The 25,687-nt window shown below is 40.6% G+C and carries 23 protein-coding genes; 22 read left to right on the top strand and 1 reads right to left on the bottom strand.

Annotated elements, in window-relative coordinates:
• Window positions 1-261 precede the first annotated feature (261 nt).
• Genes purE through purB form a run of 3 tightly spaced genes read left to right on the top strand, consistent with a single transcriptional unit; the run spans window position 262 to window position 3,176 of the window.
• Complete coding sequence (gene purE, locus P3R27_RS08585) at window positions 262-750, top strand: 5-(carboxyamino)imidazole ribonucleotide mutase (protein ID WP_034690184.1); 489 nt, start codon at window positions 262-264, stop codon at window positions 748-750.
• Window positions 743-1,867 (top strand): 5-(carboxyamino)imidazole ribonucleotide synthase, encoded by a 1,125-nt coding sequence (gene purK / locus P3R27_RS08580; RefSeq protein WP_200868976.1) that lies wholly within the window; start codon window positions 743-745, stop codon window positions 1,865-1,867. Before purE ends, purK begins: the two co-directional genes overlap by 8 nt.
• A 13-nt stretch (window positions 1,868-1,880) precedes the next feature.
• Window positions 1,881-3,176: an adenylosuccinate lyase gene (gene purB, locus P3R27_RS08575; protein WP_034690182.1), complete on the top strand. Its 1,296-nt coding sequence runs from the start codon at window positions 1,881-1,883 to the stop codon at window positions 3,174-3,176.
• 142 nt (window positions 3,177-3,318) lie between these two features.
• On the opposite strand, the gene P3R27_RS08570 is transcribed toward purB, so the two are convergent.
• A complete protein-coding gene (locus P3R27_RS08570; RefSeq protein ID WP_126134041.1) occupies window positions 3,319-3,696 on the bottom strand; it encodes a hypothetical protein in 378 nt (125 codons plus the stop codon).
• Between the two features lie 255 nt (window positions 3,697-3,951).
• On the opposite strand from P3R27_RS08570, the gene purC reads away from it, so the two are divergent.
• The 19 genes from purC to P3R27_RS08475 all read left to right on the top strand — a co-directional run bounded on the left by purC (window position 3,952) and on the right by P3R27_RS08475 (window position 25,652).
• The gene (purC, locus tag P3R27_RS08565; RefSeq protein WP_034690179.1) at window positions 3,952-4,683 is read left to right on the top strand and encodes a phosphoribosylaminoimidazolesuccinocarboxamide synthase; all 732 of its coding nucleotides are present in this window, start codon (window positions 3,952-3,954) and stop codon (window positions 4,681-4,683) included.
• A gap of 3 nt (window positions 4,684-4,686) precedes the next feature.
• A complete protein-coding gene (purS, locus tag P3R27_RS08560) occupies window positions 4,687-4,941 on the top strand; it encodes a phosphoribosylformylglycinamidine synthase subunit PurS (RefSeq protein WP_034690178.1) in 255 nt (84 codons plus the stop codon).
• Window position 4,942: 1 nt separating this feature from the next.
• Window positions 4,943-5,617, top strand: coding sequence for a phosphoribosylformylglycinamidine synthase subunit PurQ (gene purQ / locus P3R27_RS08555; RefSeq protein WP_034690176.1), 675 nt, complete (start codon window positions 4,943-4,945; stop codon window positions 5,615-5,617).
• Window positions 5,618-7,840 (top strand): phosphoribosylformylglycinamidine synthase subunit PurL, encoded by a 2,223-nt coding sequence (gene purL / locus P3R27_RS08550; RefSeq protein ID WP_034690174.1) that lies wholly within the window; start codon window positions 5,618-5,620, stop codon window positions 7,838-7,840.
• Window positions 7,825-9,264 carry an amidophosphoribosyltransferase gene (gene purF / locus P3R27_RS08545; RefSeq protein WP_034690173.1) on the top strand — a complete coding sequence of 480 codons (1,440 nt, stop codon included), beginning with the start codon at window positions 7,825-7,827 and terminating at the stop codon, window positions 9,262-9,264. The genes purL and purF overlap by 16 nt, the downstream gene beginning before the upstream one ends.
• A 30-nt stretch (window positions 9,265-9,294) precedes the next feature.
• The gene (gene purM / locus P3R27_RS08540) at window positions 9,295-10,338 is read left to right on the top strand and encodes a phosphoribosylformylglycinamidine cyclo-ligase (protein WP_034690171.1); all 1,044 of its coding nucleotides are present in this window, start codon (window positions 9,295-9,297) and stop codon (window positions 10,336-10,338) included.
• The gene (gene purN, locus P3R27_RS08535) at window positions 10,335-10,913 is read left to right on the top strand and encodes a phosphoribosylglycinamide formyltransferase (RefSeq protein WP_034690170.1); all 579 of its coding nucleotides are present in this window, start codon (window positions 10,335-10,337) and stop codon (window positions 10,911-10,913) included. The genes purM and purN overlap by 4 nt, the downstream gene beginning before the upstream one ends.
• A complete protein-coding gene (gene purH / locus P3R27_RS08530; RefSeq protein ID WP_034690169.1) occupies window positions 10,910-12,442 on the top strand; it encodes a bifunctional phosphoribosylaminoimidazolecarboxamide formyltransferase/IMP cyclohydrolase in 1,533 nt (510 codons plus the stop codon). The genes purN and purH overlap by 4 nt, the downstream gene beginning before the upstream one ends.
• 15 nt (window positions 12,443-12,457) lie before the next feature.
• Window positions 12,458-13,723 carry a phosphoribosylamine--glycine ligase gene (gene purD / locus P3R27_RS08525; RefSeq protein WP_126134043.1) on the top strand — a complete coding sequence of 422 codons (1,266 nt, stop codon included), beginning with the start codon at window positions 12,458-12,460 and terminating at the stop codon, window positions 13,721-13,723.
• A 118-nt stretch (window positions 13,724-13,841) separates the two neighbouring features.
• Window positions 13,842-14,756, top strand: coding sequence for an aldo/keto reductase (locus P3R27_RS08520; RefSeq protein WP_034690166.1), 915 nt, complete (start codon window positions 13,842-13,844; stop codon window positions 14,754-14,756).
• Window positions 14,757-14,861: 105 nt separating this feature from the next.
• Window positions 14,862-15,983, top strand: coding sequence for a hypothetical protein (locus P3R27_RS08515; RefSeq protein ID WP_034690164.1), 1,122 nt, complete (start codon window positions 14,862-14,864; stop codon window positions 15,981-15,983).
• Between the two features lie 237 nt (window positions 15,984-16,220).
• Complete coding sequence (gene guaC, locus P3R27_RS08510) at window positions 16,221-17,198, top strand: GMP reductase (protein ID WP_301356946.1); 978 nt, start codon at window positions 16,221-16,223, stop codon at window positions 17,196-17,198.
• A 108-nt stretch (window positions 17,199-17,306) separates the two neighbouring features.
• On the top strand, window positions 17,307-18,737 hold the full coding sequence (locus tag P3R27_RS08505; RefSeq protein WP_126134044.1) for an aminotransferase-like domain-containing protein: 1,431 nt from the start codon (window positions 17,307-17,309) through the stop codon (window positions 18,735-18,737).
• 518 nt (window positions 18,738-19,255) lie between these two features.
• Window positions 19,256-20,365: a pyruvate dehydrogenase (acetyl-transferring) E1 component subunit alpha gene (gene pdhA, locus P3R27_RS08500; RefSeq protein ID WP_034689336.1), complete on the top strand. Its 1,110-nt coding sequence runs from the start codon at window positions 19,256-19,258 to the stop codon at window positions 20,363-20,365.
• A 2-nt stretch (window positions 20,366-20,367) separates the two neighbouring features.
• Window positions 20,368-21,345, top strand: coding sequence for an alpha-ketoacid dehydrogenase subunit beta (locus P3R27_RS08495; protein ID WP_010735670.1), 978 nt, complete (start codon window positions 20,368-20,370; stop codon window positions 21,343-21,345).
• Between the two features lie 24 nt (window positions 21,346-21,369).
• A complete protein-coding gene (locus P3R27_RS08490; protein ID WP_034689334.1) occupies window positions 21,370-23,022 on the top strand; it encodes a dihydrolipoyllysine-residue acetyltransferase in 1,653 nt (550 codons plus the stop codon).
• A gap of 7 nt (window positions 23,023-23,029) precedes the next feature.
• Entirely contained in the window at window positions 23,030-24,436 is a 1,407-nt protein-coding gene (gene lpdA / locus P3R27_RS08485; RefSeq protein ID WP_034689332.1) for a dihydrolipoyl dehydrogenase, read from the top strand.
• A 168-nt stretch (window positions 24,437-24,604) separates the two neighbouring features.
• The gene (locus tag P3R27_RS08480; RefSeq protein ID WP_034689331.1) at window positions 24,605-24,880 is read left to right on the top strand and encodes a UPF0223 family protein; all 276 of its coding nucleotides are present in this window, start codon (window positions 24,605-24,607) and stop codon (window positions 24,878-24,880) included.
• Window positions 24,881-24,884: 4 nt separating this feature from the next.
• Window positions 24,885-25,652 (top strand): inositol monophosphatase family protein, encoded by a 768-nt coding sequence (locus P3R27_RS08475; protein WP_034689346.1) that lies wholly within the window; start codon window positions 24,885-24,887, stop codon window positions 25,650-25,652.
• Window positions 25,653-25,687: the final 35 nt, after the last annotated feature.

Here is a 25,687-nt window from a genome sequence, read left to right as displayed (position 1 = left end):
GAATGTTCCAGACGAATTTTTTTGATTGTAGCAAATTCATGAACAGATTCTCTCTGCATTTTGGATACATGAAGAAAAAGTGTTATATCCTAAAAAAAAACAAATGATTTGGATAAAAAAAAACTTGATTTCAACAAGCAAGAGTCAATTTGTTAAAAACGAACAATAAACCTATTTATATCTTTTTCATTCGAATTTATCTTGATTTACATAGGGGCGATTGATAAAATATGAGTGAATACGAATCGAGAGGAGAAACGAATGGCTGCAAAAATTTCTGTAATAATGGGGAGCATCTCGGATTGGGAGACAATGAAACATGCGTGTGAGATTATTAAAGAATTTGGCGTTTCTTTTGAAAAGAAAGTAGTTTCAGCACATCGAACACCAGATTTGATGTTTTCGTATGCAGAAGAAGCTCGAGAAAAAGGTATAAAAGTGATTATTGCAGGTGCGGGAGGGGCAGCTCATTTACCTGGGATGGTTGCTGCAAAGACGACATTACCGGTTATTGGTGTTCCTGTTCAAAGCCGAACATTGAACGGATTAGATTCTTTGCTATCCATTGTCCAAATGCCAGGCGGCGTTCCTGTGGCGACGACAGCGATTGGAAAAGCAGGCGCAATTAATGCCGGTCTACTTGCGATACAGATGCTTTCAATGTATGATTTAGAGTTGGAGGCTGCATTAGCGAAACGACGCGCAATGTCGGTTGAATCTGTAATAGAAAGTAGTGATCAACTTGGTTAAACCATTATTACCAGGCTCGACGATCGGAATCGTCGGTGGTGGACAGTTAGGTCGCATGATGGCGATCAGTGCAAAAGAGATGGGATTCAAAGTCGGTGTACTTGATCCGATGAATGATTGTCCGGCTGCTCAAGTAGCGGACTGGCACATTGAAAGTTCCTACGATGATACGTTTGCTCTAGAAGAACTTGCAAGACGAACTGAGGTTATCACCTACGAATTTGAGAATGTGAGTGTGGAAGCACTGAATGCGATTTTGCCGATGTCATTTATTCCTCAAGGAACAGATTTGTTGGCGATCACGCAAGATCGTCTACTAGAAAAATCATTTTTAGAAACAAATAACATCGTGATCGCTCCACATGCAACGATCGTCAGTCCCACAGATATTCAAGATGCAATCGATGGTATCGGTTATCCTTGTGTCTTGAAAACAACTCGAGGCGGATATGACGGTAAGGGGCAATATGTACTGAAGAGTCGAGCGGACTTAGCTCCTGCGATGGATCTTTTAAGAGAAGGAACTTGCGTATTAGAAGCTTGGATCCCATTTGAAAAAGAATTATCGATCATGGTCGCAGGAAATGGGCAAGGACAATATACGACATTTCCAGTTGTTGAAAATATCCACCGTAATAATATTCTCCATGAAACGATTGCGCCAGCATCTGTTTCAGCGGATGTGATCGAAGAGGCAGAAAGAATTGCTAAAGTGGTTGCTGAAGCAGTGAGTTTGTCCGGTGTGCTTGGCGTCGAAATGTTTTTGACGAAGACTGGTGGATTGTATGTGAATGAATTGGCACCGCGTCCACATAATTCAGGACATTATACCTTAGAAGCATGCGGAATGACACAATTTGATGCGCATATTCGTGGGATTTGCGGTTGGCCTTTACCTAAAAAAGTCCCATTGTTAAGTGATGCAGTCATGGTCAACGTTTTAGGTGAACAACTATTAGAAAGTTACAATTTGATTGCGAAAAAACAAGATTGGAAATTTCATTTCTATGGCAAGAAACAAGCGAAAAAAGGTCGTAAGATGGGACACATCACGATTTTGACAGAAGATATCGAGTCGACATTGAAAGAAATCGAAAAAACGAATATTTGGGATTAAAGGAGAATAGTTGATGTTAGAACGTTATACACGACCTGAAATGGGCAATATTTGGACAGAGCAAAATAAATATCAAGCATGGTTAGAAGTTGAAATACTTGCTGATGAGGCTTGGGCTGAATTAGGAGAAATACCTAAAGAAGATGTAGCGAAAATCCGTGAACACGCGTCTTTTGATATCGCTCGTATTTTAGAGATTGAGCAATCGACACGCCATGATGTCGTTGCTTTTACTCGAGCAGTTTCGGAAACACTTGGCGACGAAAGTAAATGGGTCCATTATGGATTAACAAGTACAGATGTGGTTGATACAGCTTATGGTTACCAAATCAAACAAGCAAATGACATTTTGCGCGAAGACTTGAAACGTTTCACAGCGATCATTGGTGAAAAAGCCAAAGAGCATAAGTATACAGTCATGATGGGACGCACGCATGGTGTGCATGCTGAGCCAACGACTTTCGGCCTTAAATTAGCTACTTGGTATTCTGAGATGAAACGAAATATCGAACGTTTTGAACATGCAGCAAAAGGCGTAGAAGCAGGGAAAATCTCCGGTGCGGTTGGTACGTTTGCGAATATCCCTCCGTTCATTGAAGAATATGTCTGTGAAAAACTAGGCATCCGTCCGCAAGAAGTATCGACGCAAGTTTTACCACGTGATCTACATGCCGAATATTTTGCGACGATGTCATTGATTGCGACCAGTATCGAACGCTTTGCGACAGAGATTCGTGGACTTCAAAAATCGGAAACACGCGAAGTCGAAGAATTTTTTGCCAAAGGACAAAAAGGCTCATCTGCTATGCCACATAAACGTAATCCGATCGGTTCAGAAAATATGGCTGGCTTAGCGCGAGTGATCCGTGGACATATGATTACCGCTTATGAAAATGTTTCGTTGTGGCACGAAAGAGATATCTCTCATTCTTCTGCAGAACGGATCATTCTACCTGATACAACGATCCTACTTGATTACATGTTGAACCGCTTCGGCAATATCGTTAAAAATCTAACGGTATTCCCAGAAAACATGAAACGTAACATGGATGCGACATTTGGCTTGATCTATAGCCAACGTGTGATGTTGAAATTGATTGATAAAGGGATGACAAGAGAAGAAGCCTATGATCTTGTTCAACCTAAGACAGCGTATGCTTGGGATAACCAAGTGTCCTTCCGTCCGTTACTTGAAGAAGACGAAGCAATCACTTCTGTTTTGACACCAGAAGAAATCGCTGAAGCATTTGATTATAACCACCATATGAAAAATGTGGATGTCATTTTTGAACGTGTTGGTTTAGCATAAACCATTCAGTAAGAATAGATGTTAACAATGTTTCTCGACTGATCGAGAAAAAACGAACAATCACTAGCTAGAACTATTTTTTTTTAATGCAAGAAAAAAAGAACATCCTTCAGATTAACTTCTGAGGGATGTTCTTTTTGGGTTAAGCATAAGCCATTTGATGCCCCAAATTGAAATGTTGGGAATGTAGAAGATTCAATAATGTTTCAACAAATGTATAGCCAAATTCTTGTTGATCGAAGGTCACGAGCAATCGGTAATGATGCTTGAATAACTTTTGCTCATGGATTTGTTTGATCACTAGTTCATGGTTGTTTTGAGTTAAGTAATGGAATGTTCGTTTTCGACACTCCGATTGTCGTTTTGCTGCACGGCGAAGTTTTCTAAATGTATAAAAACTTCGATCCTTCATGCAGGCATCAACATCTTTGATAGCAAGTAGATCATTGTATAAGCGTGATTTTTCTTCAACAGATAAATCGAGTAAAAAGCGTTGGGCAGACGTACTTGGTTCTTCCATTTAGTTACCTCCTTGAAACCTCTAACTGTTTTCTTTAAATCTACTATATCACCAATCGATAAATGTGTAAACGCTTCTTAACGAGGAACAACTAATCTTAATAAAAGCAATAAAGACGAACATTAAATGTTTTTAATGTTTAAATGTACACTTTTGTATTGATTTGATTCCTGACCCTTGTTAAAATTTAAAGTGAAAAGACGAACAAATAATATGTTATAGTAAAATAATGTTAATGAACAAGGAGTCGTAGACATGGAAAAACAGAATTTACTCTATGAAGGAAAAGCAAAAAGAATGTTTAACACGGATGATGAAACTGTCCTATGGGTAGAGTATCTAGACCAAGTGACTGCCCTCAACGGTGGAATGAAAGACCAAATGCAAGGAAAAGCAGAATTGAACAATCAAATCACAAGTGCTATTTTTGAATACTTATCGAATCAAGGAATAAATAATCATTTTCTTGAGAAATTGTCAAAAACCGAACAATTGATAAAAAAACGGTCGATCATTCCCTTGGAAGTGGTCGTCAGAAATATTTCAGCTGGAAGTTTTTCAAAACGCCTAGGAGTAGAAGAAGGGCAAGTGCTACCGACACCAATCGTTGAATTTTTCTACAAAAAAGATGAATTAGATGATCCATTCATCAATGATTCACATATTGCTTTCTTAAAGCTAGCAACTCCAGAAGAGGTCGCCGAACTAAAAAAACAAGCGTTACTCATCAATGAACAGCTAATCAAACTATTCAAAAAAATCGATTTACAATTAGTCGATTTTAAAGTGGAATTTGGCCGAACGGATACAGGAGAAATCGAATTAGCAGATGAGATATCCCCGGATACTTGTCGCTTATGGGATATTGCTACAAACAAACATATGGATAAAGATGTCTATCGACGAAAGCTCGGCGAGATTATTCCGGTCTATCAAGAAGTACTCGATCGTTTAAATCAATTATCACTCGAAAATAAAGGAGAATAAATCATGTATTTTGTAAAAGTGTACGTAACATATAAAGATTCAGTATTAGACCCACAAGGAGAGGCAGTTAAAAATGCGGTACATCGTTTAGGCTACGACAACATCGAAGATATTCGTATCGGGAAGTATTTTGAAATCCAAGTCTCAGCTAGTGAAGAGGAAGTAGAATCAACGATCGAAACGATTTGTGATCGTTTATTAGCAAATGTCAATATGGAAACGTATCGTTATGAAATCAATAAAATGGAGGAAGTTTAGCATGAAATTTGCCGTGATTGTTTTTCCTGGATCGAATTGTGATGCGGACTTGCTTTGGGCGATTCGTGATGTGATGGGCGCAGAAGCAAACTATGTTCGTTATGACGAATCTTCTCTTGAAGAGTATGACGGAGTATTGATCCCTGGCGGCTTTTCTTACGGCGATTACTTACGTTGTGGGGCGATTGCTCGTTTTTCAACAATCATGGATGAAGTGATTCGTTTTGCGGAAGAAGGAAAACCTGTTTTTGGTACATGTAATGGATTCCAAGTGTTGACGGAGGCTGGATTGCTACCAGGCGTATTAAGAAGAAATGATTCATTGCGTTTTATCTGTAAATCAGCGTCATTAAAAGTCAACAATCAAACATCCTTCACTTCAGAGTACGACAAAAATGAAGTGATCCAGTTGCCGGTGGCCCATGGAGAAGGAAATTATTTTTGTGACGAGGAGACGCTTCAAGAACTGATTGACAACAACCAAATCGTGTTTACCTACGAGGGAGAAAATCTCAACGGCAGTGTGGCCAACATTGCAGGGATCACAAACAAAGCAGGAAATGTGTTAGGGATGATGCCCCACCCAGAACGAGCAATGGAAGCATTACTTGGCTCAGAAGATGGCAAACGTTTCTTCGCTTCGCTATTGAAGAATTTCGGAAAGGTGACTGCATAAATGAAAACAATGATGGAGCCAACTGCGTTAGAAATCAAAGAACAAAAGATTTATATGCAATGGGGATTGACGGATGAAGAATACCGGATGATCGAAGAAGACATCTTAGGTAGGATGCCTAATTATACGGAGACCGGTTTGTTCTCAGTAATGTGGAGTGAACACTGTTCTTACAAAAACTCCAAGCCGATCTTAAAAAAATTCCCAACAAGTGGGCCGAATGTCTTACAAGGGCCTGGTGAAGGCGCAGGGATCGTTGACATTGGAGACGGACAAGCAGTGGTTTTTAAAGCAGAAAGCCACAATCATCCTTCGGCAGTCGAACCTTATGAAGGCGCAGCAACAGGTGTTGGGGGCATTATTCGTGATATTTTCAGTATGGGTGCACGTCCGATTGCTCTACTTGATTCACTACGTTTTGGTGAATTAGATAATCCTCGTACAAAATACCTTTTAGAAGAAGTTGTTGCTGGTATCGGAGGGTATGGAAATTGTATCGGCGTACCGACAGTGGGTGGTGAGATCGCCTTTGATCCTTGTTATGAGGGGAATCCATTGGTAAATGCCATGTGTGTTGGGTTGATCGATCATAAAGATATCCAAAAAGGACAAGCATCAGGTGTTGGCAATTCGATCATGTATGTGGGGGCTAAGACAGGTCGGGATGGTATCCACGGTGCGACATTTGCCTCCGAAGAATTTAGTCAAGAAGAAGAACAACAACGTTCAGCTGTGCAAGTGGGCGATCCTTTTATGGAGAAATTATTGTTAGAAGCTTGTTTGGAATTGATTTTGGACCACTCAGACATTCTTGTCGGCATCCAAGATATGGGTGCGGCAGGACTTGTTTCATCAAGTTCAGAAATGGCCTCAAAAGCAGGCTCTGGTTTGGTATTGACTTTGGACGATGTACCGCAGCGTGAATCACAGATGACCCCTTATGAAATGATGTTGTCTGAATCACAAGAACGGATGTTGATCTGTGTGAAGGCAGGATCGGAAGCGCGTGTTCAAGAACTATTCCAAAAATACGATCTAGATGCGGTGACGATTGGAAAAGTAACAGATGATGGTCAGTACCGTTTGTATCACCATGGAAAAGAAGTAGCCAATCTTCCGGTAGATGCCTTAGCAGAAGATGCGCCTGTCTACCAGAAAGAAATGGTTGAACCAGAACGGATGACAAAATTCCGTGAATTAGGTCAATATCAACCAGTGATCTCTGATCCGAATGAAGTATTGACTGCGTTGTTGAAGCAACCGACGATCGCATCAAAACGTTCGATTTATGAGACATATGATTCGCGTGTCCAAACCAATACAGTGGTTGCTCCAGGTAGTGATGCCGCAGTCTTGCGTATTCGTGGAACCAAAAAAGCGTTAGCGATGACGACGGATTGTAATGCTCGTTATATTTATCTAGATCCAGAAATTGGTGGTCAGATTGCTGTTGCGGAAGCAGCAAGAAATATCGTCGCGAGTGGTGGTCAACCTTTAGCGATTACGGATTGTTTGAACTATGGTTCTCCAGATAAACCAGAAGTGTTCTGGGAGTTAGCGTATTCAGCTGATGGAATTGCCAAAGCATGTGAAATGTTGGAAACACCCGTGATCTCGGGAAATGTTTCTCTGTATAACGAGACAGATGGCCAAGCGATTTATCCAACACCGATGATTGGTATGGTCGGATTGATCGAAGCACACGAACATATCACCACTCAAGAATTCAAACAAGCGGGAGATTTGATTTATGTGATCGGCCAGACGTTTGCAGACTTTAACGGTAGTGAATTACAAAAGCTACAGCTAGGTAGAATCGAAGGAATGATGGAACATTTTGATCTAACAAAAGAAAAAGAAAACCAAACTTTGATGTTAGAGGCAATCAAAGCTGGATTGATCCAAAGTGCGCATGACTGTGCAGAAGGTGGGTTAGCGGTGGCTATTGCGGAATCAGCGTTCACAAATGATTTCGGTGTTTCAACGAGAGTTGATCTGCCGACTACTCATCTGTTTTCTGAATCACAATCGCGTTTTATTGTATCAGTAACAAAAGAAAATCAACAAGCCTTTGAAACATTAGCTGGTGAGCATGTGACACTCCTTGGTCACGTAACGGCAGAAAAACAATTAGTGATACAAGCAAATGATGGAAGTGTTGACTTGGCAGTCGCTTCGGCGAAACAGTCTTGGGAGGAAGCAATCGAATGTCTTATGAAGTAAGAAGCATCAATGAAGAATGTGGAGTATTCGGTGTTTGGGGACACCCTCAAGCTGCCAATGTTACTTACTTTGGTTTGCATAGTTTGCAGCATCGTGGGCAAGAAGGCGCTGGTATCGTATCAAATGATGACGGGAAATTATATGGTCACCGTGATCTTGGACTTCTTTCAGAGGTATTCAAAGATCCAAGAAAACTAGCAGCTTTATTTGGACAAGCAGCGATCGGTCACGTTCGCTATGCTACCGCAGGCAATGGCAGTGTGGATAATATCCAACCTTTTTTATTCAAATTTTACGATCGCTCGATTGGGTTAGCCCATAACGGCAATTTAACGAATGCTCGCTCTTTACGGACGTCTTTAGAAAAAGATGGTGCCATCTTTCATTCAAATTCAGATACAGAGATTTTGATGCATTTGATCCGGCGTAGTAACGAAAAAACATTTTTAGACAGACTAAAGGAAGCCTTGGCTGAGGTAAAAGGTGGATTTGCTTACTTATTACTGACAGAAGACGCGATGGTTGCGGCACTAGACCCAAATGGTTTTCGCCCATTAGCCATCGGTCAAATGAAAAATGGCGCATATGTCATTACTTCTGAAACCTGTGCGCTGGAAGGGATCGGTGCGCGGTTTGTACGTGATGTCTTGCCAGGAGAAATCGTGATCATCAATGATGATGGCTATACGATCGAGCAATACACGACAGATACTCAATTGGCGATTTGTTCCATGGAATATATTTACTTTGCACGTCCAGATTCTGATATTGCAGGGATCAATGTGCATACAGCACGTAAAAATATGGGGAGACGTTTAGCGGCTGAAGCGCCGATCGAAGCTGATATGGTGGTTGGAGTGCCCAATTCTTCGTTGTCAGCAGCCAGTGGTTATGCTGAAGCCAGTGGTATCCCTTATGAAATCGGTTTGGTGAAAAATCAATATGTGGCACGTACGTTCATCCAACCAACCCCAGAATTAAGAGAACAAGGTGTGCGGATGAAACTTTCTGCGGTTCGGGGCGTTGTGGAAGGGAAAAAAATCATTATGGTCGATGATTCGATCGTTCGCGGCACTACCAGCCGAAGAATCGTCAATCTATTAAAAGAAGCTGGAGCAAAGGAAGTCCATGTGCGGATCGCATCTCCACCATTGAAATATCCATGTTTTTATGGGATCGATATCCAAACGAGAAAAGAACTGATCGCAGCGAATCATTCAATCGAAGAGATCAGAGAATGTATCGGCGCAGATTCGTTGGATTTCTTGAGTGAAGAAGGCTTGATTGGAGCAATCGGCCTACAAAAAGATGCCCCTTATTCAGGGGTATGTATGGCTTATTTCAACGGCGATTATCCGACACCGCTATATGACTACGAAGAGAAATACCAAGAATCTTTAAAAGAAAAAGTATCTTTTTTTTAAACGAAGCAAATGAAAGGAGCAAGTCATCAAATGGGTAATGCTTATGCAAAAGCAGGTGTGGATGTTGAAGCGGGTTATGAAGTCGTGGATCGCATCAAAAAACATGTGAAGAAAACAGAAAGAATCGGTGTGATGGGCGCATTAGGAGGCTTTGGTGGCTGCTTTGACCTTAGTGGATTCCAATTAAAAGAACCTGTCTTAGTTTCCGGGACAGACGGTGTGGGTACTAAGTTAGCTGTAGCTATCGCCGCAGATCGCCATGAAACGATTGGTATCGATTGTGTCGCGATGTGTGTCAATGATATTTTGGCACAAGGAGCAGAACCTTTATACTTTTTAGATTATTTGGCAACAGGTAAAAATGATCCAGAACGTCTCGAAAAAGTCATAGCAGGCGTTGCCACTGGCTGTGTTTCAGCAAACATGGCATTGATTGGTGGCGAAACAGCAGAAATGCCAGGTATGTATCAAGGGAACGATTATGATCTGGCAGGTTTTGCGGTAGGGATTGCGGAAAAAGCGCAATTGATTACTGGTCAATCGATTGCAACAGGTGATATCTTGCTCGGTTTGCCTTCTAGTGGCATTCATTCCAATGGGTACTCTTTGGTTCGTAAAATCTTTTTTGAACAGCAAGGTTTTTCATTAGAAGAAACGATCGACGGGTTGGATACCTCTTTGGCAAATGTGTTGCTTGAACCGACAAAAATCTATGTTTCGACTTTATTGCCATTAATCAAAAAAGAGAAAATCAAAGGTGCCGCACATATTACAGGTGGTGGGTTCATTGAGAATATTCCACGGATGTTGCCAGAAAATGTTGCTGTCAGCATCGATCTAGGCACTTGGCCAGTTTTACCGATCTTCAATTGTTTACAAAAATATGGTGAGATCCCTGCATATGAAATGTATGAGATCTTTAACATGGGCATTGGAATGGTCATTGCAGTTTCTCCTGAATATGCGAGTGAAATCATTGATCAGATCCACAAATCTGGTGAAGAAGTCTATCAAATCGGACAAGTCGTACCGTTTGAGGAACAAAAAGTCGTGATCGCAGAGGGGAAAAAATGAAGATTGCCGTCTTTGCTTCAGGAAATGGCAGTAACTTTCAAGCGCTGATCGATTATTTTAAAAAGAACCGACTTTCAGCGACAATCGAGTGGTTGTTTTGTGATCAGCCGCAAGCCTATGTTTTACAACGGGCAAAAAAATCGCAAGTGCCGAGCACATGTTTTTCACCGAAAGAGTTTGCATCCAAAACGGAGTATGAACAAGCGATCCTTGAAGAATTAGCAAGCCGACAGATTGATTTGATCGTATTGGCAGGCTATATGCGAATCATTGATGAAGGTTTACTGTCTGTTTACGAAAATAAAATGATCAATGTTCATCCTTCGTTATTACCAAATTTCCCAGGTCTTCATGGGATTCGCGATGCTTTTGAAGCGGGCGTGAAGGAAACAGGTGTCACTGTCCATTATATCGATCGTGGGGTGGATACTGGACCAATCATTCGTCAGGAAAAAGTGATGATCGAAAAAGAAGATACATTAGCTACATTGGAACAAAAAATCCATCAGATCGAACATCAGATCTTTCCAGAAGTGATTGCAAATATAGTAAATATGGGAGATGTAAAAAAATGACAAGAGCGTTAATAAGTGTTTCAGATAAGACTGGGGTCATTGACTTTGCGAAAGGACTACGTGCTGCCGGTATAGAGATCATTTCCACAGGTGGAACTAAAACAGCTTTGGAAGAAGCGGGAATCGAAACCATTTCTATAGATGAAGTAACCGGTTTTCCTGAAATGATGGATGGTCGAGTGAAAACTTTACATCCAAAAATCCATGGAGGATTATTAGGGCGTCGAGATAGTGAAAGCCACATGAAGGCAATGGAAAAAGAAGCCATCCAACCAATCGATATTGTCTGTGTCAACCTTTATCCATTCAAGGAAACGATCTTAAAACCAGGAGCGACTGAAGCAGATGCAATCGAAAATATTGATATCGGTGGACCGAGCATGTTGCGAAGTGCTGCAAAAAATCATGCTTTCGTAACAGCCATCGTTGATCCAGTTGATTATGCGATCGTTTTAGCAGAAATCCAGCAAGAAGGTCATACGAGCCTTGAGACACGTAGAAAGCTAGCAGCAAAAGTTTTTCGTCATACGGCTGCTTATGATGCATTGATTGGTCAATATCTCACAGAGGCCGTAGGTGAGAAAGAACCTGAGAATCTAACACTTACCTACACGCGTAAACAAGACCTTCGTTATGGTGAGAATAACCATCAAGAAGCAGCGTTTTATCAAGCGGCATTACCATCGAACTACTCGATTGCGTGTGCGGAACAATTGCACGGTAAGGAACTTTCTTTCAATAATATTCGTGATGCGGATGCGGCGTTACGTATCATGAGAGAGTTCACAGAACCAACAGTCGTTGCGCTAAAACACATGAACCCATGTGGTATCGGAAGTGGCGAGACGATTTTCTCTGCGTGGGAAACAGCTTATGCTGCTGATCCGGTATCGATCTTTGGCGGCATTATCGTCTTGAATCGGGAAGTCGATTTGGTTAGTGCACAAGCAATGACTCAATTGTTTTTAGAAATCATTATCGCTCCTAGTTACAGTGAAGAAGCACTAGCTGTACTGCAAACAAAGAAAAATCTCCGTCTGTTACAAGTCGATTTCTCGAATGTGGTAGGAAATGCTAACGAAATGGTCTCTGTCTTAGGAGGTTTACTAGTCCAACAAGATGATCGTGCAATGGAAGAACCAGAAAGTTGGACCGTAGTCACCAATCGGCAACCCACCAAAGAAGAGCAAGCAGCGATGGCTTTTGCCTGGAAAGCGGTCAAACATGTGAAATCAAATGCGATCGTTGTTGCAAATCAACAGCAAACCCTCGGTATTGGGGCCGGTCAAATGAATCGTGTGGGTTCGGTCAAGCTTGCGATCGAACAAGCTGGTGCTAAAGCCGAAACAGCTGCGCTTGCAAGTGATGCTTACTTCCCAATGGATGACTCTGTCGAATACGCTGCGAAGTATGGCATCAAAGCAATCATCCAGCCGGGAGGAAGTATCAAAGATCAAGCCTCGATTGATATGGCAAATAAGTATGGTATCGCAATGGTATTTACCGGCGTACGTCATTTTAGACATTAAGAAGGAGCGGATAAAATGAAGTGTTTAGTGATTGGCTCGGGAGGGCGAGAACATGCGATCAGTAAAAAACTTGTAGCTAGTCCATTAGTCGAAGTAGTGTATTGCGCACCTGGAAATGTAGGAATGCAAAAAGATGGGGTTCGCTTGGTGGATCTTGTTGAAACGGATCATGAAGGATTGATCGAATTTGCTCGATCTGAAGGGATCTCCTGGACATTTGTTGGTCCAGAGATTCCTCTACTCAATGGGATCGTTGATGATTTTCAAGCGGAAGGATTAGCGATTTTTGGCCCTACAAAAGCTGCAGCCTTAATTGAAGGTTCAAAGAGCTTTGCCAAAGAGTTGATGGCACGTCAAGGTATTCCTACTGCAGAGTCACAAACGTTTACCCGTTTTGCTGAAGCGAGAGAATACATTGAAGCAAAAGGCGCACCGATCGTTATCAAAGCAGACGGATTAGCTGCTGGCAAAGGGGTCGTTGTGGCGGAAACCCTCGAAGTCGCTGTCGAAGCCGCTTCAGATATGCTAGAAAATGAGCGTTTTGGTGCTAGTGGGCAGCAAATCGTTGTGGAAGAGTTCTTGTCTGGTGAAGAGTTTTCTTTACTTGCTTTTGTCCGAGATACAGAAGTTTATCCCATGGTGATCTCGCAAGACCATAAGCGAGCGTATAATGAGGATAAAGGTCCCAATACTGGCGGAATGGGTGCTTATACACCTGTACCACAAATCCCTCAGACCATGGTTGATCAGGCTGTCGAAGAAGTATTGAAACCAGCAGTGCGAGGAATGAAAGAGATAGGTCGTTCATTTACTGGTATTTTATATGCAGGGCTGATTGCCACCGCAGAAGGGCCAAAAGTAATCGAATTCAATGCTCGGTTTGGTGATCCTGAAACGCAAGTTGTGTTACCACGACTTAAAAGTGATCTAGCAGAAATCATTGACCGCCTATTATCAGGAAAGGCAGTCGAGTTAACATGGGAGACAGAAGGATGTTGCTTAGGTGTAGTCGTTGCGGCAGAAGGCTATCCAGGAAAATACCAAAAAGGTGCCTTGCTTCCAGATTTCTCAGCTGATCCAGCTGTGGCCGTCTATTATGCCGGAGTAGAGAAACAAGCGAAAGAATTAGTAGGTGCAGGGGGACGGATCTATTTGGTGGAAGCGAGTGGACAGACAATCGAAGAAGCGCAAGAAAAAATATACTCTGTTTTAAAAGTCAAGAATACTGAGCATACATTCTATCGGACGGATATCGGCTCAAAAGCCTTGATACAAAAGTAAAAGTCACATAAAGAAATAAAACTATTTTTTGCTGAAACGGAAAAATAGTTTTATTTTTTTTGAAGCCTTTTCATTGTGGTTATGGTAAAATCGAGTTGGTAAGAAAGGATGAGATTTGATGAAAAAGATTCGTTTAGGGACTTCCGACCAGCTCGTATCCTCCGTCATTTTAGGTTGTATGCGTTTGAATGGTTCTGAGCAACCTGAAAAAGTGATTGAAACAGCTTTTGAAAATGGCATCAACTTTTTTGACCATGCGGATATTTACGGTGGTGGGGACTGTGAAACAATTTTTGCTCAAGCGTTAGCAAAAACTTCGCTAAAACGTGATGAATTATTTATCCAAACGAAATGCGGGATCGTACCAGGAAAGATGTTTGATTTCTCAAAAAAACACATCATTCAATCGGTTGAAGATAGCTTGCGTCGATTAGATATAGAATACGTTGATGCCTTGTTACTTCATCGTCCAGACACACTCGTTGAACCCGAAGAAGTGGCGGAAGCGTTTGATGAGTTGGAGCGATCTGGCAAGGTTCGTTTCTTTGGTGTGAGCAATCAAAAACCAATGCAGATCGAATTATTGAAAAAATATGTGAACCAGCCATTACTGGCGAACCAATTACAATTTGGTCTTAAACATTCCGAAATGATCGATCAGGGAATCCATGTGAACATGACAGATCAAGCAAGTATTGACCATGATGGCAGTATCCTAGATTATTCTCGTTTACATGAGATGACGATCCAAGCGTGGTCGCCTTATCAATATGGCTTCTTTGAAGGTGTATTCATTGGAAATGAAAAATTCCCAGAATTGAATCAGTCGTTAAACGAACTGGCAGAAAAATATCAGACGACACCAACTGGGTTAGCGTCGGCGTGGATCTTACGCCATCCTGCAAATATGCAGGTGATCGCTGGAACGATGAATCTGGCAAGGATTGGAGAGATCGCGAAAGCATCGATGATCGATATGACCAAAGAAGATTGGTATGCATTGTATCGTGCTGCTGGCAATATTTTGCCATAAAATAAAAGATATCGTTAGCCGACTCTCTGCTTTTTATGAGAATGAGAGTCGGTTTTTACAAAAATAGAAAAACGATGAACAGCATCGAAGAAAAGAGGAGAATCAATGAATAAACAGTTAAGGAAACTATTACAAGATGAGAGAAAATACTTATACGCCGATTTTACTACATTACATAAAACACAACAAAAACTATATAATGAGATCATCAAAGAACAAAATAACTTATTGAATAAATTTCCTGAAAATGAAACACAAGCAAAAAAACTCATCGACCCAATCAATTCTTATGAAAATAAGATCGAAATGTGGGTAGCCAACGCTATGCGGATGGAAAAAATGGAGAAACATATCCAATCTATCCGATTAAAATTACATGCGGGCCTTCATCAACCAAGCAAGGCTTTCGAAAGAATGGGCTATCAGGAAAATTCGGCAAGAATCATGCTTGAAACACGTAATGAACGCTTTTATCCCCACGTGTTTCAACAATTGATTTCAAAAATCACTTCTTTCATTGGTCAGAATGTAACTTTCTCTCGTGGTGAAGCAAAAATTCCGCGATCAATTGATTTAAACCTAAGCAAAAAAACGTTACAAACACGTAAAGACCGTTTGTCCGCAGAATTTAATGCACTACACAAAGAATCAAATAAATGGAAAAATGATTTGAGAAACTTAAAGGAACAAGTGTTACAGTATCGTAAAGATTTAGCAAATCCAGATTTTCGAAGAGATTTTAAAATAGATTTGGAGCTGCACCATTCCATTAATTTTGTTGCAGGACCTGTAATCCAATCAATCGAATCACTACATTCAAGTATGTTGAAATACGCAGAAAGTTTGATTCTTTTAAATAAAAAAGAGGGAGAACTTTTTGAGACTAGAGCACAAATCAATGGTAAAGAGCAGTACGTCAATGGGAGTCATACGATGAAAAACTTGAATTACCAACGTGGTCAGGCTCTAGCTGATTTGAAAACAATAAGTAAAAAATACTATACCCCTGAAGTACTGGTAGCAATCGATTATGCACGTGATCTAGGTGCAGGAGTACTGAGAACAGTCGATGTAGATAAGCATGTACAGATGAATAGAAAGCTCCAACAAATAGCTCAATTAAAAACAAAAGGCTCTTTCGTCGACCGTGCGAATCATGCGAAAAACATGGCGAGAGATTTCCAACGAAATCGCCCAACAACAAGTAACCATGAAAAAAGCCGTTAAGGATCATTGTGATTTTACAAACAAAAAAGCAAAGTAGAATCAAAAAAAGCGAACATTTAAAAATGTTCGCTTTTTTTACACGAAAACTTAATTAAAGGTAAAATACAACTTTTTTATAAAAAAAAGCTTGATTTTTTTATTAAATTACGTTAAATTACTTGAGGTGCTAAAAATAAGCATATAAAAAGCAGATAATGTTCGTGTTTTTTGCGGATATGAAATCGAGAGGACGATATGATGAAAGTATTTGATTACGAAGATATTCAACTGATTCCTAATAAATGTATCGTAAACAGCCGTTCGGAATGTGATACAACTGTGACTTTAGGTTCACATACATTTAAAATGCCGGTTGTGCCAGCAAATATGCAAACGATCATTGATGAAACGATTGCGGAATTTTTAGCTGAAAATGGTTATTTCTATATCATGCATCGTTTTGAAGAAGAAGCACGAATCCCCTTTATCGAAAAAATGAAAGCAAGAAATTTAATTTCTTCTATTAGTGTAGGCGTGAAAAAGGACGAGTATACTTTTGTAGAAGAATTGGCAGAAAAATCTCTTGTGCCTGATTATATTACAATTGATATTGCCCATGGACATTCAAATGCTGTCATTGCGATGATCCAGCATATCAAAAAGCATTTACCAGATACGTTTGTCATTGCAGGGAACGTCGGAACACCAGAAGCTGTTCGAGAATTAGAAAACGCTGGAGCAGATGCAACAAAAGTCGGCATTGGCCCAGGGAAAGTATGTATCACAAAAATCAAAACTGGTTTTGGTACTGGTGGTTGGCAGTTAGCAGCACTAAGATGGTGTGCGAAAGCTGCCCGCAAACCGATCATTGCTGACGGTGGTATCCGCACGCCTGGAGATGTGGCGAAATCAGTGCGTTTTGGTGCGACGATGGTGATGATCGGTTCATTGTTTGCAGGACACGAAGAATCACCAGGAGAAACAAAGGTTGAGAACGGTGTCGTTTACAAAGAATATTTTGGATCAGCTTCTGAATTCCAAAAAGGCGAAAAGAAAAATGTTGAAGGTAAGAAAATTTGGATCCAACACAAAGGATCTTTAAAAGATACGTTAGTTGAAATGCAACAAGATTTACAATCTTCGATTTCTTATGCCGGTGGTCGCGATTTAGAATCAATTCATAAAGTCGATTATGTCATCGTTAAAAACTCGATTTTCAATGGAGATACGATTTAATTCGAAGTAATAGATTGGTAAGAGAAATCTTACCAATCTTTTTTATACATTTTCTTTCTTTTTGAAACTAAGCTATAATAGTAGAAAGTAAATATTTGGAGAATGCATATGTGGACGAGAATAACTAAACATAAAGGTTCTGCTTACCAACAGATCATGGACCAAATTTTGAAGAAAATCGAAAATGGGCAATTGCAACCAGGAGATAAATTACCTTCTGAAAGAATGTTTGCTGATTTTTTTGGTGTGAATCGTACGACTGTTGTGCATGCGTTAGATGAATTGCGCGGACTAGGGATATTGGAAAGTCGTCAGGGGAGTGGTCGGTTTATTTCTTCGGTGGCTTGGGGTGATTTTTCAGAGCCACGTATTGATTGGCGTCAATTGATCTCTGCAAGATACGATAAAATCGTTGATAGTTACGGAGAAAAAGTCAAAGAAGCAAGTCGGAAATCCGATTTTTTAGATTTATATTCAAGTGAAATGCCGCTTGATGTATTACCTAATATGAAGATGCCTAATTATACATTAGAAGGTATCTTAAAAGAAGAACAAGCCGTTTCCTTGTTTGGGTATCAACCACTGATGACGCAGATCAGAGAACGCTTGATCAGAAATAACGGATTTTCGTTTAAAAAAAGTCAATTGCTAATCACTGGTGGGGGACAACAAGCGATTTTTCTGATTTTACAAACCATTTTGTCGGTAGGAGATGCAATCGCGGTGGAATCCCCGACTTTTTTCTACCGCTTACCATTGTTTAAAGCACTCGGTACCCGCTTATTCGGTATTCCAATGGATGATCAAGGGATTGATCTAGTAGAACTGGAAGAAGCCATTCATAAGCACAAGATCAAAGCGGTCTTAGTCAATCCAAATTTTCAAAATCCGACAGGTACTGTAATGGCTACTGAACGTCGCCAACGTTTAGTCGCGCTGTGTCGCAAATACCAATTGCCGATCATAGAAGATGATGTGTTTGCAGATTTAGCTTTTTCTCCGGAGAAACAAGCTTCGATCGCTCCGATCCATGCGATTGATCCGGAAAATGTCTTGTATGTCGGCTCATTATCGCGTCTGTTAGGGGAAACGACTAAAATTGGTTGGATCGTGGGCCCAACTATTCTGATCCAACGATTGTCTGAGGCACAAAAAATGATGGATGTCTCTTTGAGTATCTTTACACAAATGGCCGCAACTGCTGTTTTTGATTCTTCATTTGACCGAAACATGGCAAGTCTTTGTCAACGACTAGAAAAGAATAGTCAGCTCCTACAAGGTTGGGTCGATTCGCAAGACTTCTTTCATTTAGCTCCTCTTGCAGGCGGATACTACGGATGGTTGACTTGGGAGGGTGAAAGGTTCACGAAGGTATTAGCAGAAAGATTATTGCGTGAGGGCTTAGGTGTGGCTCCAGGCTATCTGTTTGGTGAAGCTATCGGTTTAAGAATCAACTATAGCCGTATGAGCCCTGATGACCTGCCACTGTTCGTTTCACACATGGACAAATTACGTACATGGTTGGAAGAGAAGCAATAGTAAGGAAAGAAAGAGTAACTTTTGTTATTTTTTCTTTTCTTTTTTATTTTGTGAATAAATTTCTAGAAAAGTTGACGTATTGCCTGTTAATCCAAAGAAATATGTAGTTGTACAGGCTTATTGTTTGTAAAAAAGCCTAGGTTAAGGATAAAATTAAGGTAAGTGATTTGTGTAATCACTCACTATTGAGAAAAAAATTAATACAGTGACTGGTAAAAGGTTGTAACAACTTGAATACAGAAAAGAAACGATTGTTATAAAAGCGGAGAAACACCTCTATGTTTTTTTAGGAAAAATGTAAACCGCTTACTACCTTGTGATTACCTTCACTATTTTAACAGAGATAGGGATTGTTATAATTTTTTTTAATAGTGAAAATTTGTGCTTAAAGCTTGTATTTCGGAGGAATACGTGATAATTTATTAGTGAAGCCGGAGAAATAGTGATACAGATATCGTCGCTGTTTCAACCGCGGAATGAAGAGAGTTTCTTATAGATGAGAGAGGAATGTGTGATAAATGGCAAACAAGAAAACACCTATCGACTTCCAAGCGTTGCTTGAAGAAGTCAATTCAGATTTTCCGGTATACCAAGCACTTGATCAAGATGGGAAAGTAGTAAACCCTGATCTTGTTCCAGATTTGACAGATGAAGAGTTAGTAGAATTGATGACTAGCATGGTTTGGTCTCGTGTATTGGATCAACGCTCAACAGCATTGAACCGTCAAGGACGTTTAGGATTTTTTGCTCCAACTGCTGGACAAGAAGCAAGTCAATTAGCTAGTGCATTCGCTTTTGACAAAGAAGATGTACTATTACCAGGTTACCGTGATGTTCCACAATTGATCAAACACGGCTTACCTTTATCTCAAGCATTTCTATGGTCTCGTGGACATGCAGCTGGAAACTTCTACCCAGAAGAATTGAAAGCTCTACCACCACAAATCATTATTGGTGCACAATACGTCCAAGCTGCAGGTGTTGCATTAGGACTTAAAAAGCGTAACAAGAAAAATGTTGTTTTCACTTATACAGGTGATGGCGGTTCTTCTCAAGGTGACTTCTATGAAGCAATCAACTTTGCTGGAGCTTACCATGCGAATGCTGTATTCTACATCCAAAACAATGGATTTGCGATTTCAACACCTCGTGAAAAACAAACAGCAGCAAAAACATTAGCGCAAAAAGCAGTAGCAGCTGGTATCCCTGGTATCCAAGTGGATGGTATGGACCCATTAGCCGTTTATACTGTTTCAAAAATGGCACGTGACTGGGCAGTTTCTGGTAATGGACCTGTATTGATCGAAACATTGACTTACCGTTACGGTCCACATACATTATCTGGTGATGACCCAACACGTTACCGTGAAAAAGATGTTGACGATGAATGGCAATTAAAAGATCCATTGATCCGTTTCCGTAAATACCTAACTGAAAAAGGTTTATGGAGCGAAGAAAAAGAAGAAGCAATCATCGAACAAACAAAAGAAGAAATCAAAGCAGCAATTGCTGAAGCAGATAAAGTTCCAAAACAAAAAGTTTCAGATTTCTTGAAAAATATGTTTGAAGAAACACCACAAACAATCAAAGAACAAATTGCAATCTATGAAGCGAAGGAGTCGAAATAACCATGGCACAAAAAACAATGATTCAAGCAATCACAGATGCCTTAGCACTTGAACTTGAAAACGACGAAAACGTACTCGTTTTTGGTGAAGATGTCGGCAAAAACGGAGGCGTATTCCGTGCAACTGAAGGATTGCAAGAAAAGTTCGGTGAAGACCGCGTATTTGACACTCCTTTAGCAGAATCAGGTATTGCCGGATTAGGTTTCGGTTTAGCACTTGAAGGATTCCGTCCTGTCCCTGAAATCCAATTCTTTGGCTTTATTTTTGAAGCAATGGATGAAGTTGTAGCACAGATGGCTCGTACGAGATACCGTATGGGTGGAACAAGAAATATTCCAGTAACGATCCGTTCACCATTTGGTGGTGGTGTTCATACACCTGAATTACACTCAGATAACTTAGAAGGACTGATTGCTCAATCTCCTGGTATCCGTGTAGTAATTCCGTCAAACCCATATGATGCAAAAGGACTATTGATTGCTTCTATTAGAAGTAATGATCCTGTTGTTTTCTTGGAGCATATGAAACTTTATCGTTCATTCCGTGAGGAAGTTCCAGATGAAGCGTACGAAGTGCCTTTAGACAAAGCCGCAGTGACTCGTGAAGGAACAGATGTATCGATCATCACTTACGGTGCAATGGTACGTGAAGCCATCAAGGCAGCAGATAATCTTGAAAAAGAAGGTATCTCTGTTGAGATCGTTGACTTACGAACCGTTGCTCCATTAGATGTTGAAACAATCATCAAATCTGTTGAAAAAACCGGACGTGTCGTTGTTGTTCAAGAAGCACAACGTCAAGCGGGCGTAAGCACTCAAGTAATCTCTGAAATCTCTGAACGTGCAATTCTTTCATTAGAAGCACCAATCGGACGCGTTTCTGCACCAGATACTGTTTTCCCATTCGGTCAAGCAGAAAATATCTGGTTGCCAAATGCTTCTGATATCGAAGCAAAAGTAAAAGAAATCGCAGAATTTTAAGGAAAGAAAGGACGTTAAAAACCCATGGCTTACCAATTTAAATTACCTGATATCGGTGAAGGTATCGCAGAAGGTGAAATCGTTAAATGGTTCGTTCAACCAGGCGATACGATCAATGAAGACGATACATTACTAGAAGTACAAAATGACAAATCAGTGGAAGAAATTCCATCTCCAGTGACAGGAACAGTGAAAAGCATCGTTGTTCCAGAAGGTACAGTTGCAAATGTTGGTGACGTATTGGTTGAGATCGATGCACCAGGACATGAAGGAAATGAAGACAGCGGAAGCGAAGGCGTGGCAGCTACTGAGCAAACACCTGAAGCACCTGCTGCTGAACCAACATCTGAAAGTTCATCTGCATCAGCAGAAGCTTCTGAGGGTGGCGTATTCCAATTCAAATTACCTGATATCGGTGAAGGTATCGCAGAAGGTGAAATCGTTAAATGGTTTGTTAAAGCCGGTGACACGATCAATGAAGACGATACATTATTAGAAGTGCAAAATGACAAATCAGTGGAAGAAATTCCATCTCCAGTAACAGGGACTGTTAAAACAATCGTTGTTTCTGAAGGTACAGTCGCAAATGTTGGTGACGTATTGGTTGAGATCGACGCGCCAGGACACAATAGTGGACCTGCAAGTAAACCAGCGGCAGCAACTTCTGCTGCAAAAGTGGAAACTTCAGGTTCTTCAAGTATCCCTGAAGCTGCAAACCCAGATAAACGCGTATTAGCAATGCCATCTGTTCGTCAATTCGCTCGCGAAAAAGACGTGGATATCAGCCAAGTTTCTGCAACTGGAAAAGGCGGACGTGTGACAAAAGAAGATATCGAAAACTTCTTATCTGGTGGAGGTGCTCCGGCAGCTGCAAGCAAACCTGCTGAATCAGCTGCACCAACAGAAGCATCTTCTGAAAAACCTGCTGAAACAAAAGCTGCTCCAGCAAAAGCATTCAAATCAAACTTAGGCGATCTAGAAGAACGTGTGGCATTGACACCAACACGTAAAGCAATTGCCAAAGCAATGGTCAACAGCAAACAAACAGCACCTCATGTCACTTTACATGATGAAGTTGAAGTAACAAATCTTTGGGATAACCGTAAAAAATTCAAAGAAGTGGCAGCTGCTAACGGTACGAAATTAACGTTCTTGCCTTACGTTGTCAAAGCGTTGACTGCCACAGTGAAAAAATTCCCGATCTTGAATGCGTCAATCGATGATGCAAAACAAGAAATCGTTTATAAAAACTATTACAATATCGGTATCGCAACAGATACAGACCATGGTTTGTATGTGCCAAACGTGAAAGATGCTGACCGTAAAGGAATGTTTGCAATCGCAGACGAAATCAACGAGAAAGCAAAACTTGCACATGATGGCAAACTAGCGGCAGATGATATGCGTAATGGAACGATCACGATCAGTAACATTGGTTCAGTTGGTGGCGGCTGGTTCACACCAGTAATCAACTACCCTGAAGTAGCAATCCTGGGTGTAGGAACAATTGCACAACAACCAATCGTCAATGCTGAAGGTGAAATCGTTGTTGGCCGAGTGATGAAATTATCATTGAGTTTCGATCACCGAATCGTCGATGGTGCGACAGCACAACAAGCAATGAATAACATCAAACGTTTATTAGCTGATCCAGAGCTATTAATGATGGAAGGATGAGAAACAAATGGTAGTTGGAGATTTTGCTGTTGAATTAGATACAGTTGTAATCGGTGCGGGACCTGGCGGCTATGTCGCTGCCATCCGCGCTGCTGAAATGGGCCAAAAAGTAGCGATCATTGAAAGAGAATATATCGGCGGCGTTTGTTTGAACGTTGGTTGTATTCCTTCTAAAGCGTTGATCGCAGCAGGTCATCATTATCAAGAATCACTTGATTCATCGATGTTTGGTGTAACAAGTGAAAATGTCTCACTAGATTTTACAAAAACACAAGAGTGGAAAGACAACAAAGTAGTGAAAACATTGACTTCAGGAGTCGGCTACTTGTTAAAAAAACACAAAGTTGAAACGATCGAAGGCGAAGCATTCTTCGTAGATGATCATACATTACGTGTGATCCATCCGGATTCTGCTCAAACGTATTCATTCAACCATGCTATCGTTGCGACAGGTTCTCGTCCAATCGAAATCCCTGGATTCAAATTTGGTGGTCGTGTCTTAGATTCTACAGGTGGACTAAGCCTAACAGAAGTTCCTAAGAAATTCGTCATCATCGGCGGCGGAGTAATCGGTGCTGAACTTGGAGCAGCTTACGCAAACTTAGGTTCTGAAGTAACGATCCTTGAAGGTTCACCACAAATTTTACCTACGTATGAAAAAGACTTGGTGAAATTAGTGGAAGATGACTTCAAGAAAAAAGGCGTAACAGTTATTACAAATGCAATGGCTAAAGAATCAATCGACAATGGTGATAGCGTAACTGTAAAATATGCAGTAGACGGAAAAGAAGAATCAGTAACAGCTGACTACGTGATGGTCACTGTTGGACGTCGTCCGAATACTGAAGACATGGGCTTAGAACAAGCTGGTGTTGAAATCGGTGAACGTGGCTTGATCTCAGTTGATAATCAAGGGCGTACAAACGTACCTAACATCTTTGCAATCGGCGACATCGTTCCAGGCGCTGCTTTAGCACATAAAGCAAGTTATGAAGCAAAAATCGCCGCAGAAGCAATCTCTGGCAAAAAAGTAGCAGTTGACTACAAAGCAATGCCAGCTGTTGCCTTTACTGATCCTGAATTAGCATCAGTAGGGATGACGATCAAAGAAGCAAAAGAAGCTGGACTAGAAGCGACAGCTTATAAATTCCCATTCTCTGGGAACGGTCGTGCTTTATCATTAGGTAAAACAGAAGGTTTTATCCGCTTAGTGACAACGAATGAAGACAATGTCATCATCGGTGCGCAAATCGGTGGAGTTGGAGCAAGTGATATGGTTTCTGAACTTGCTTTGGCAATCGAATCAGGTATGAACGCTGAAGATATCGCGTTGACGATCCATCCACATCCATCTCTAGGTGAGATCACAATGGACGCAGCTGAATTAGCTTTAGGCTTACCGATCCATATTTAATCATTCAACTAAATGCAATTCTCTCTGAGAAGAGAGAGTTGTGTTTTTTTATACTCTAAATAGTGATTATAAAATTATTATGTAAACTAAAATAGAGCAAAACCACTTGGAAGAAGTCTTCTTTCTATGATAAACTGAAAGGGATGAATAGAATAGGAGATAATATCTATGAATGAGTATCAATACCCATTAGACTTGGACTGGACCACTGAAGAAATGGTCATCGTGATGAACATGTGGGAAGCCCTCGAAAAAGCGAATGAACAAGGAATCAATAACCAGGAATTTCTAACAACCTATCAACAATTCAAAACAGTGATTAAATCAATTGGAGAAGAAAAACGATTAGGACGAGAATTTGAAAAAGTTTCTGGCTATTCGCTATACCGTGCTGTTCAAGAGGCAAAGAAGAACACCAACAAAATGCTAAAAATGAATGGGTGAGACGATGGAGAAAATGATTGAGGAAATAATTGCCTGGTTGGTAGCAGCAAAAGAAAAGATTCTCCATGCACAAAATGAGCAACTAACAGTCGCAGAAAAAACGAATCGTAAAGATCTAGTGACAAACATGGATCGAGAAATTCAAGCATTTCTGATCAATAAAATCCATTCTGCCTATCCTCAAGCAAAAATTTTGGCAGAAGAAGAAGGATACAACAACTTATCGGATTTGAGTGGTCAAGTTTTTATCATTGACCCAATTGATGGTACGTTAAACTTCGTGGTACAAGGAGAAAATTTTTGTATCATGCTTGCTTATTACGAAGATGGAGTGGGACAGCTAGGGTTTATCTATGATGTCATGCGAGATGAATTATACTGGGGCGGTAAAACGATCGGTGTTTACAAAAATGATGTGAAATTACCCCAACCGCAAGACCTTCCATTAGATAAAGGATTAGTAGCAATCAATAGCTATCTCTTCGGTCATGATCGATTCAATATCCATGCGATTGGTGAACAAAGTATTGGCGTTCGAATGTGTGGCTGTGCTGGCTTAGAATTGATTGCGATGTTAAAAGGAAACCACATTGGCTATATATCTAATCTAAGTCCCTGGGATTACGCGGCTGGCAATGTCTTGTTGAAAGAGTTCGGTATGCGATATAGTGGGTTTTCCGGTGCACCATTGAGTTTCAGTGGCAGAGAATATTATTTAGCTGCAACTCCAACAGCCTATGCGACTATACTTGACATGCTTCAATTGGATTGATTATTTTTCTAGCTTTGAGATACATCCAACAAAAA

It is taken from the genome of Enterococcus spodopteracolus (assembly GCF_030441955.1).
Lineage (GTDB): Bacteria > Bacillota > Bacilli > Lactobacillales > Enterococcaceae > Enterococcus_B > Enterococcus_B spodopteracolus.
The sequence above is the reverse complement of the archived record's forward strand: the minus strand, read 5'-3'. Positions and strand labels throughout refer to the sequence as shown.

Excerpts from the sequence above, each read along its gene's own strand:
- pdhA (WP_034689336.1), top strand. The coding sequence starts at position 19,256 with ATGGCAAACAAGAAAACACCTATCGACTTCCAAGCGTTGCTTGAAGAA.
- P3R27_RS08515 (WP_034690164.1), top strand. The coding sequence starts at position 14,862 with ATGAATAAACAGTTAAGGAAACTATTACAAGATGAGAGAAAATACTTA.
- purE (WP_034690184.1), top strand. The coding sequence starts at position 262 with ATGGCTGCAAAAATTTCTGTAATAATGGGGAGCATCTCGGATTGGGAG.
- purB (WP_034690182.1), top strand. The coding sequence starts at position 1,881 with ATGTTAGAACGTTATACACGACCTGAAATGGGCAATATTTGGACAGAG.
- P3R27_RS08495 (WP_010735670.1), top strand. The coding sequence starts at position 20,368 with ATGGCACAAAAAACAATGATTCAAGCAATCACAGATGCCTTAGCACTT.
- purM (WP_034690171.1), top strand. The coding sequence starts at position 9,295 with ATGGGTAATGCTTATGCAAAAGCAGGTGTGGATGTTGAAGCGGGTTAT.
- P3R27_RS08480 (WP_034689331.1), top strand. The coding sequence starts at position 24,605 with ATGAATGAGTATCAATACCCATTAGACTTGGACTGGACCACTGAAGAA.
- lpdA (WP_034689332.1), top strand. The coding sequence starts at position 23,030 with ATGGTAGTTGGAGATTTTGCTGTTGAATTAGATACAGTTGTAATCGGT.
- purD (WP_126134043.1), top strand. The coding sequence starts at position 12,458 with ATGAAGTGTTTAGTGATTGGCTCGGGAGGGCGAGAACATGCGATCAGT.
- P3R27_RS08505 (WP_126134044.1), top strand. The coding sequence starts at position 17,307 with ATGTGGACGAGAATAACTAAACATAAAGGTTCTGCTTACCAACAGATC.
- purQ (WP_034690176.1), top strand. The coding sequence starts at position 4,943 with ATGAAATTTGCCGTGATTGTTTTTCCTGGATCGAATTGTGATGCGGAC.
- purC (WP_034690179.1), top strand. The coding sequence starts at position 3,952 with ATGGAAAAACAGAATTTACTCTATGAAGGAAAAGCAAAAAGAATGTTT.
- P3R27_RS08490 (WP_034689334.1), top strand. The coding sequence starts at position 21,370 with ATGGCTTACCAATTTAAATTACCTGATATCGGTGAAGGTATCGCAGAA.
- purF (WP_034690173.1), top strand. The coding sequence starts at position 7,825 with ATGTCTTATGAAGTAAGAAGCATCAATGAAGAATGTGGAGTATTCGGT.
- purH (WP_034690169.1), top strand. The coding sequence starts at position 10,910 with ATGACAAGAGCGTTAATAAGTGTTTCAGATAAGACTGGGGTCATTGAC.
- P3R27_RS08475 (WP_034689346.1), top strand. The coding sequence starts at position 24,885 with ATGGAGAAAATGATTGAGGAAATAATTGCCTGGTTGGTAGCAGCAAAA.
- P3R27_RS08570 (WP_126134041.1), bottom strand. The coding sequence starts at position 3,696 with ATGGAAGAACCAAGTACGTCTGCCCAACGCTTTTTACTCGATTTATCT.
- purN (WP_034690170.1), top strand. The coding sequence starts at position 10,335 with ATGAAGATTGCCGTCTTTGCTTCAGGAAATGGCAGTAACTTTCAAGCG.
- guaC (WP_301356946.1), top strand. The coding sequence starts at position 16,221 with ATGAAAGTATTTGATTACGAAGATATTCAACTGATTCCTAATAAATGT.
- P3R27_RS08520 (WP_034690166.1), top strand. The coding sequence starts at position 13,842 with ATGAAAAAGATTCGTTTAGGGACTTCCGACCAGCTCGTATCCTCCGTC.
- purS (WP_034690178.1), top strand. The coding sequence starts at position 4,687 with ATGTATTTTGTAAAAGTGTACGTAACATATAAAGATTCAGTATTAGAC.
- purL (WP_034690174.1), top strand. The coding sequence starts at position 5,618 with ATGAAAACAATGATGGAGCCAACTGCGTTAGAAATCAAAGAACAAAAG.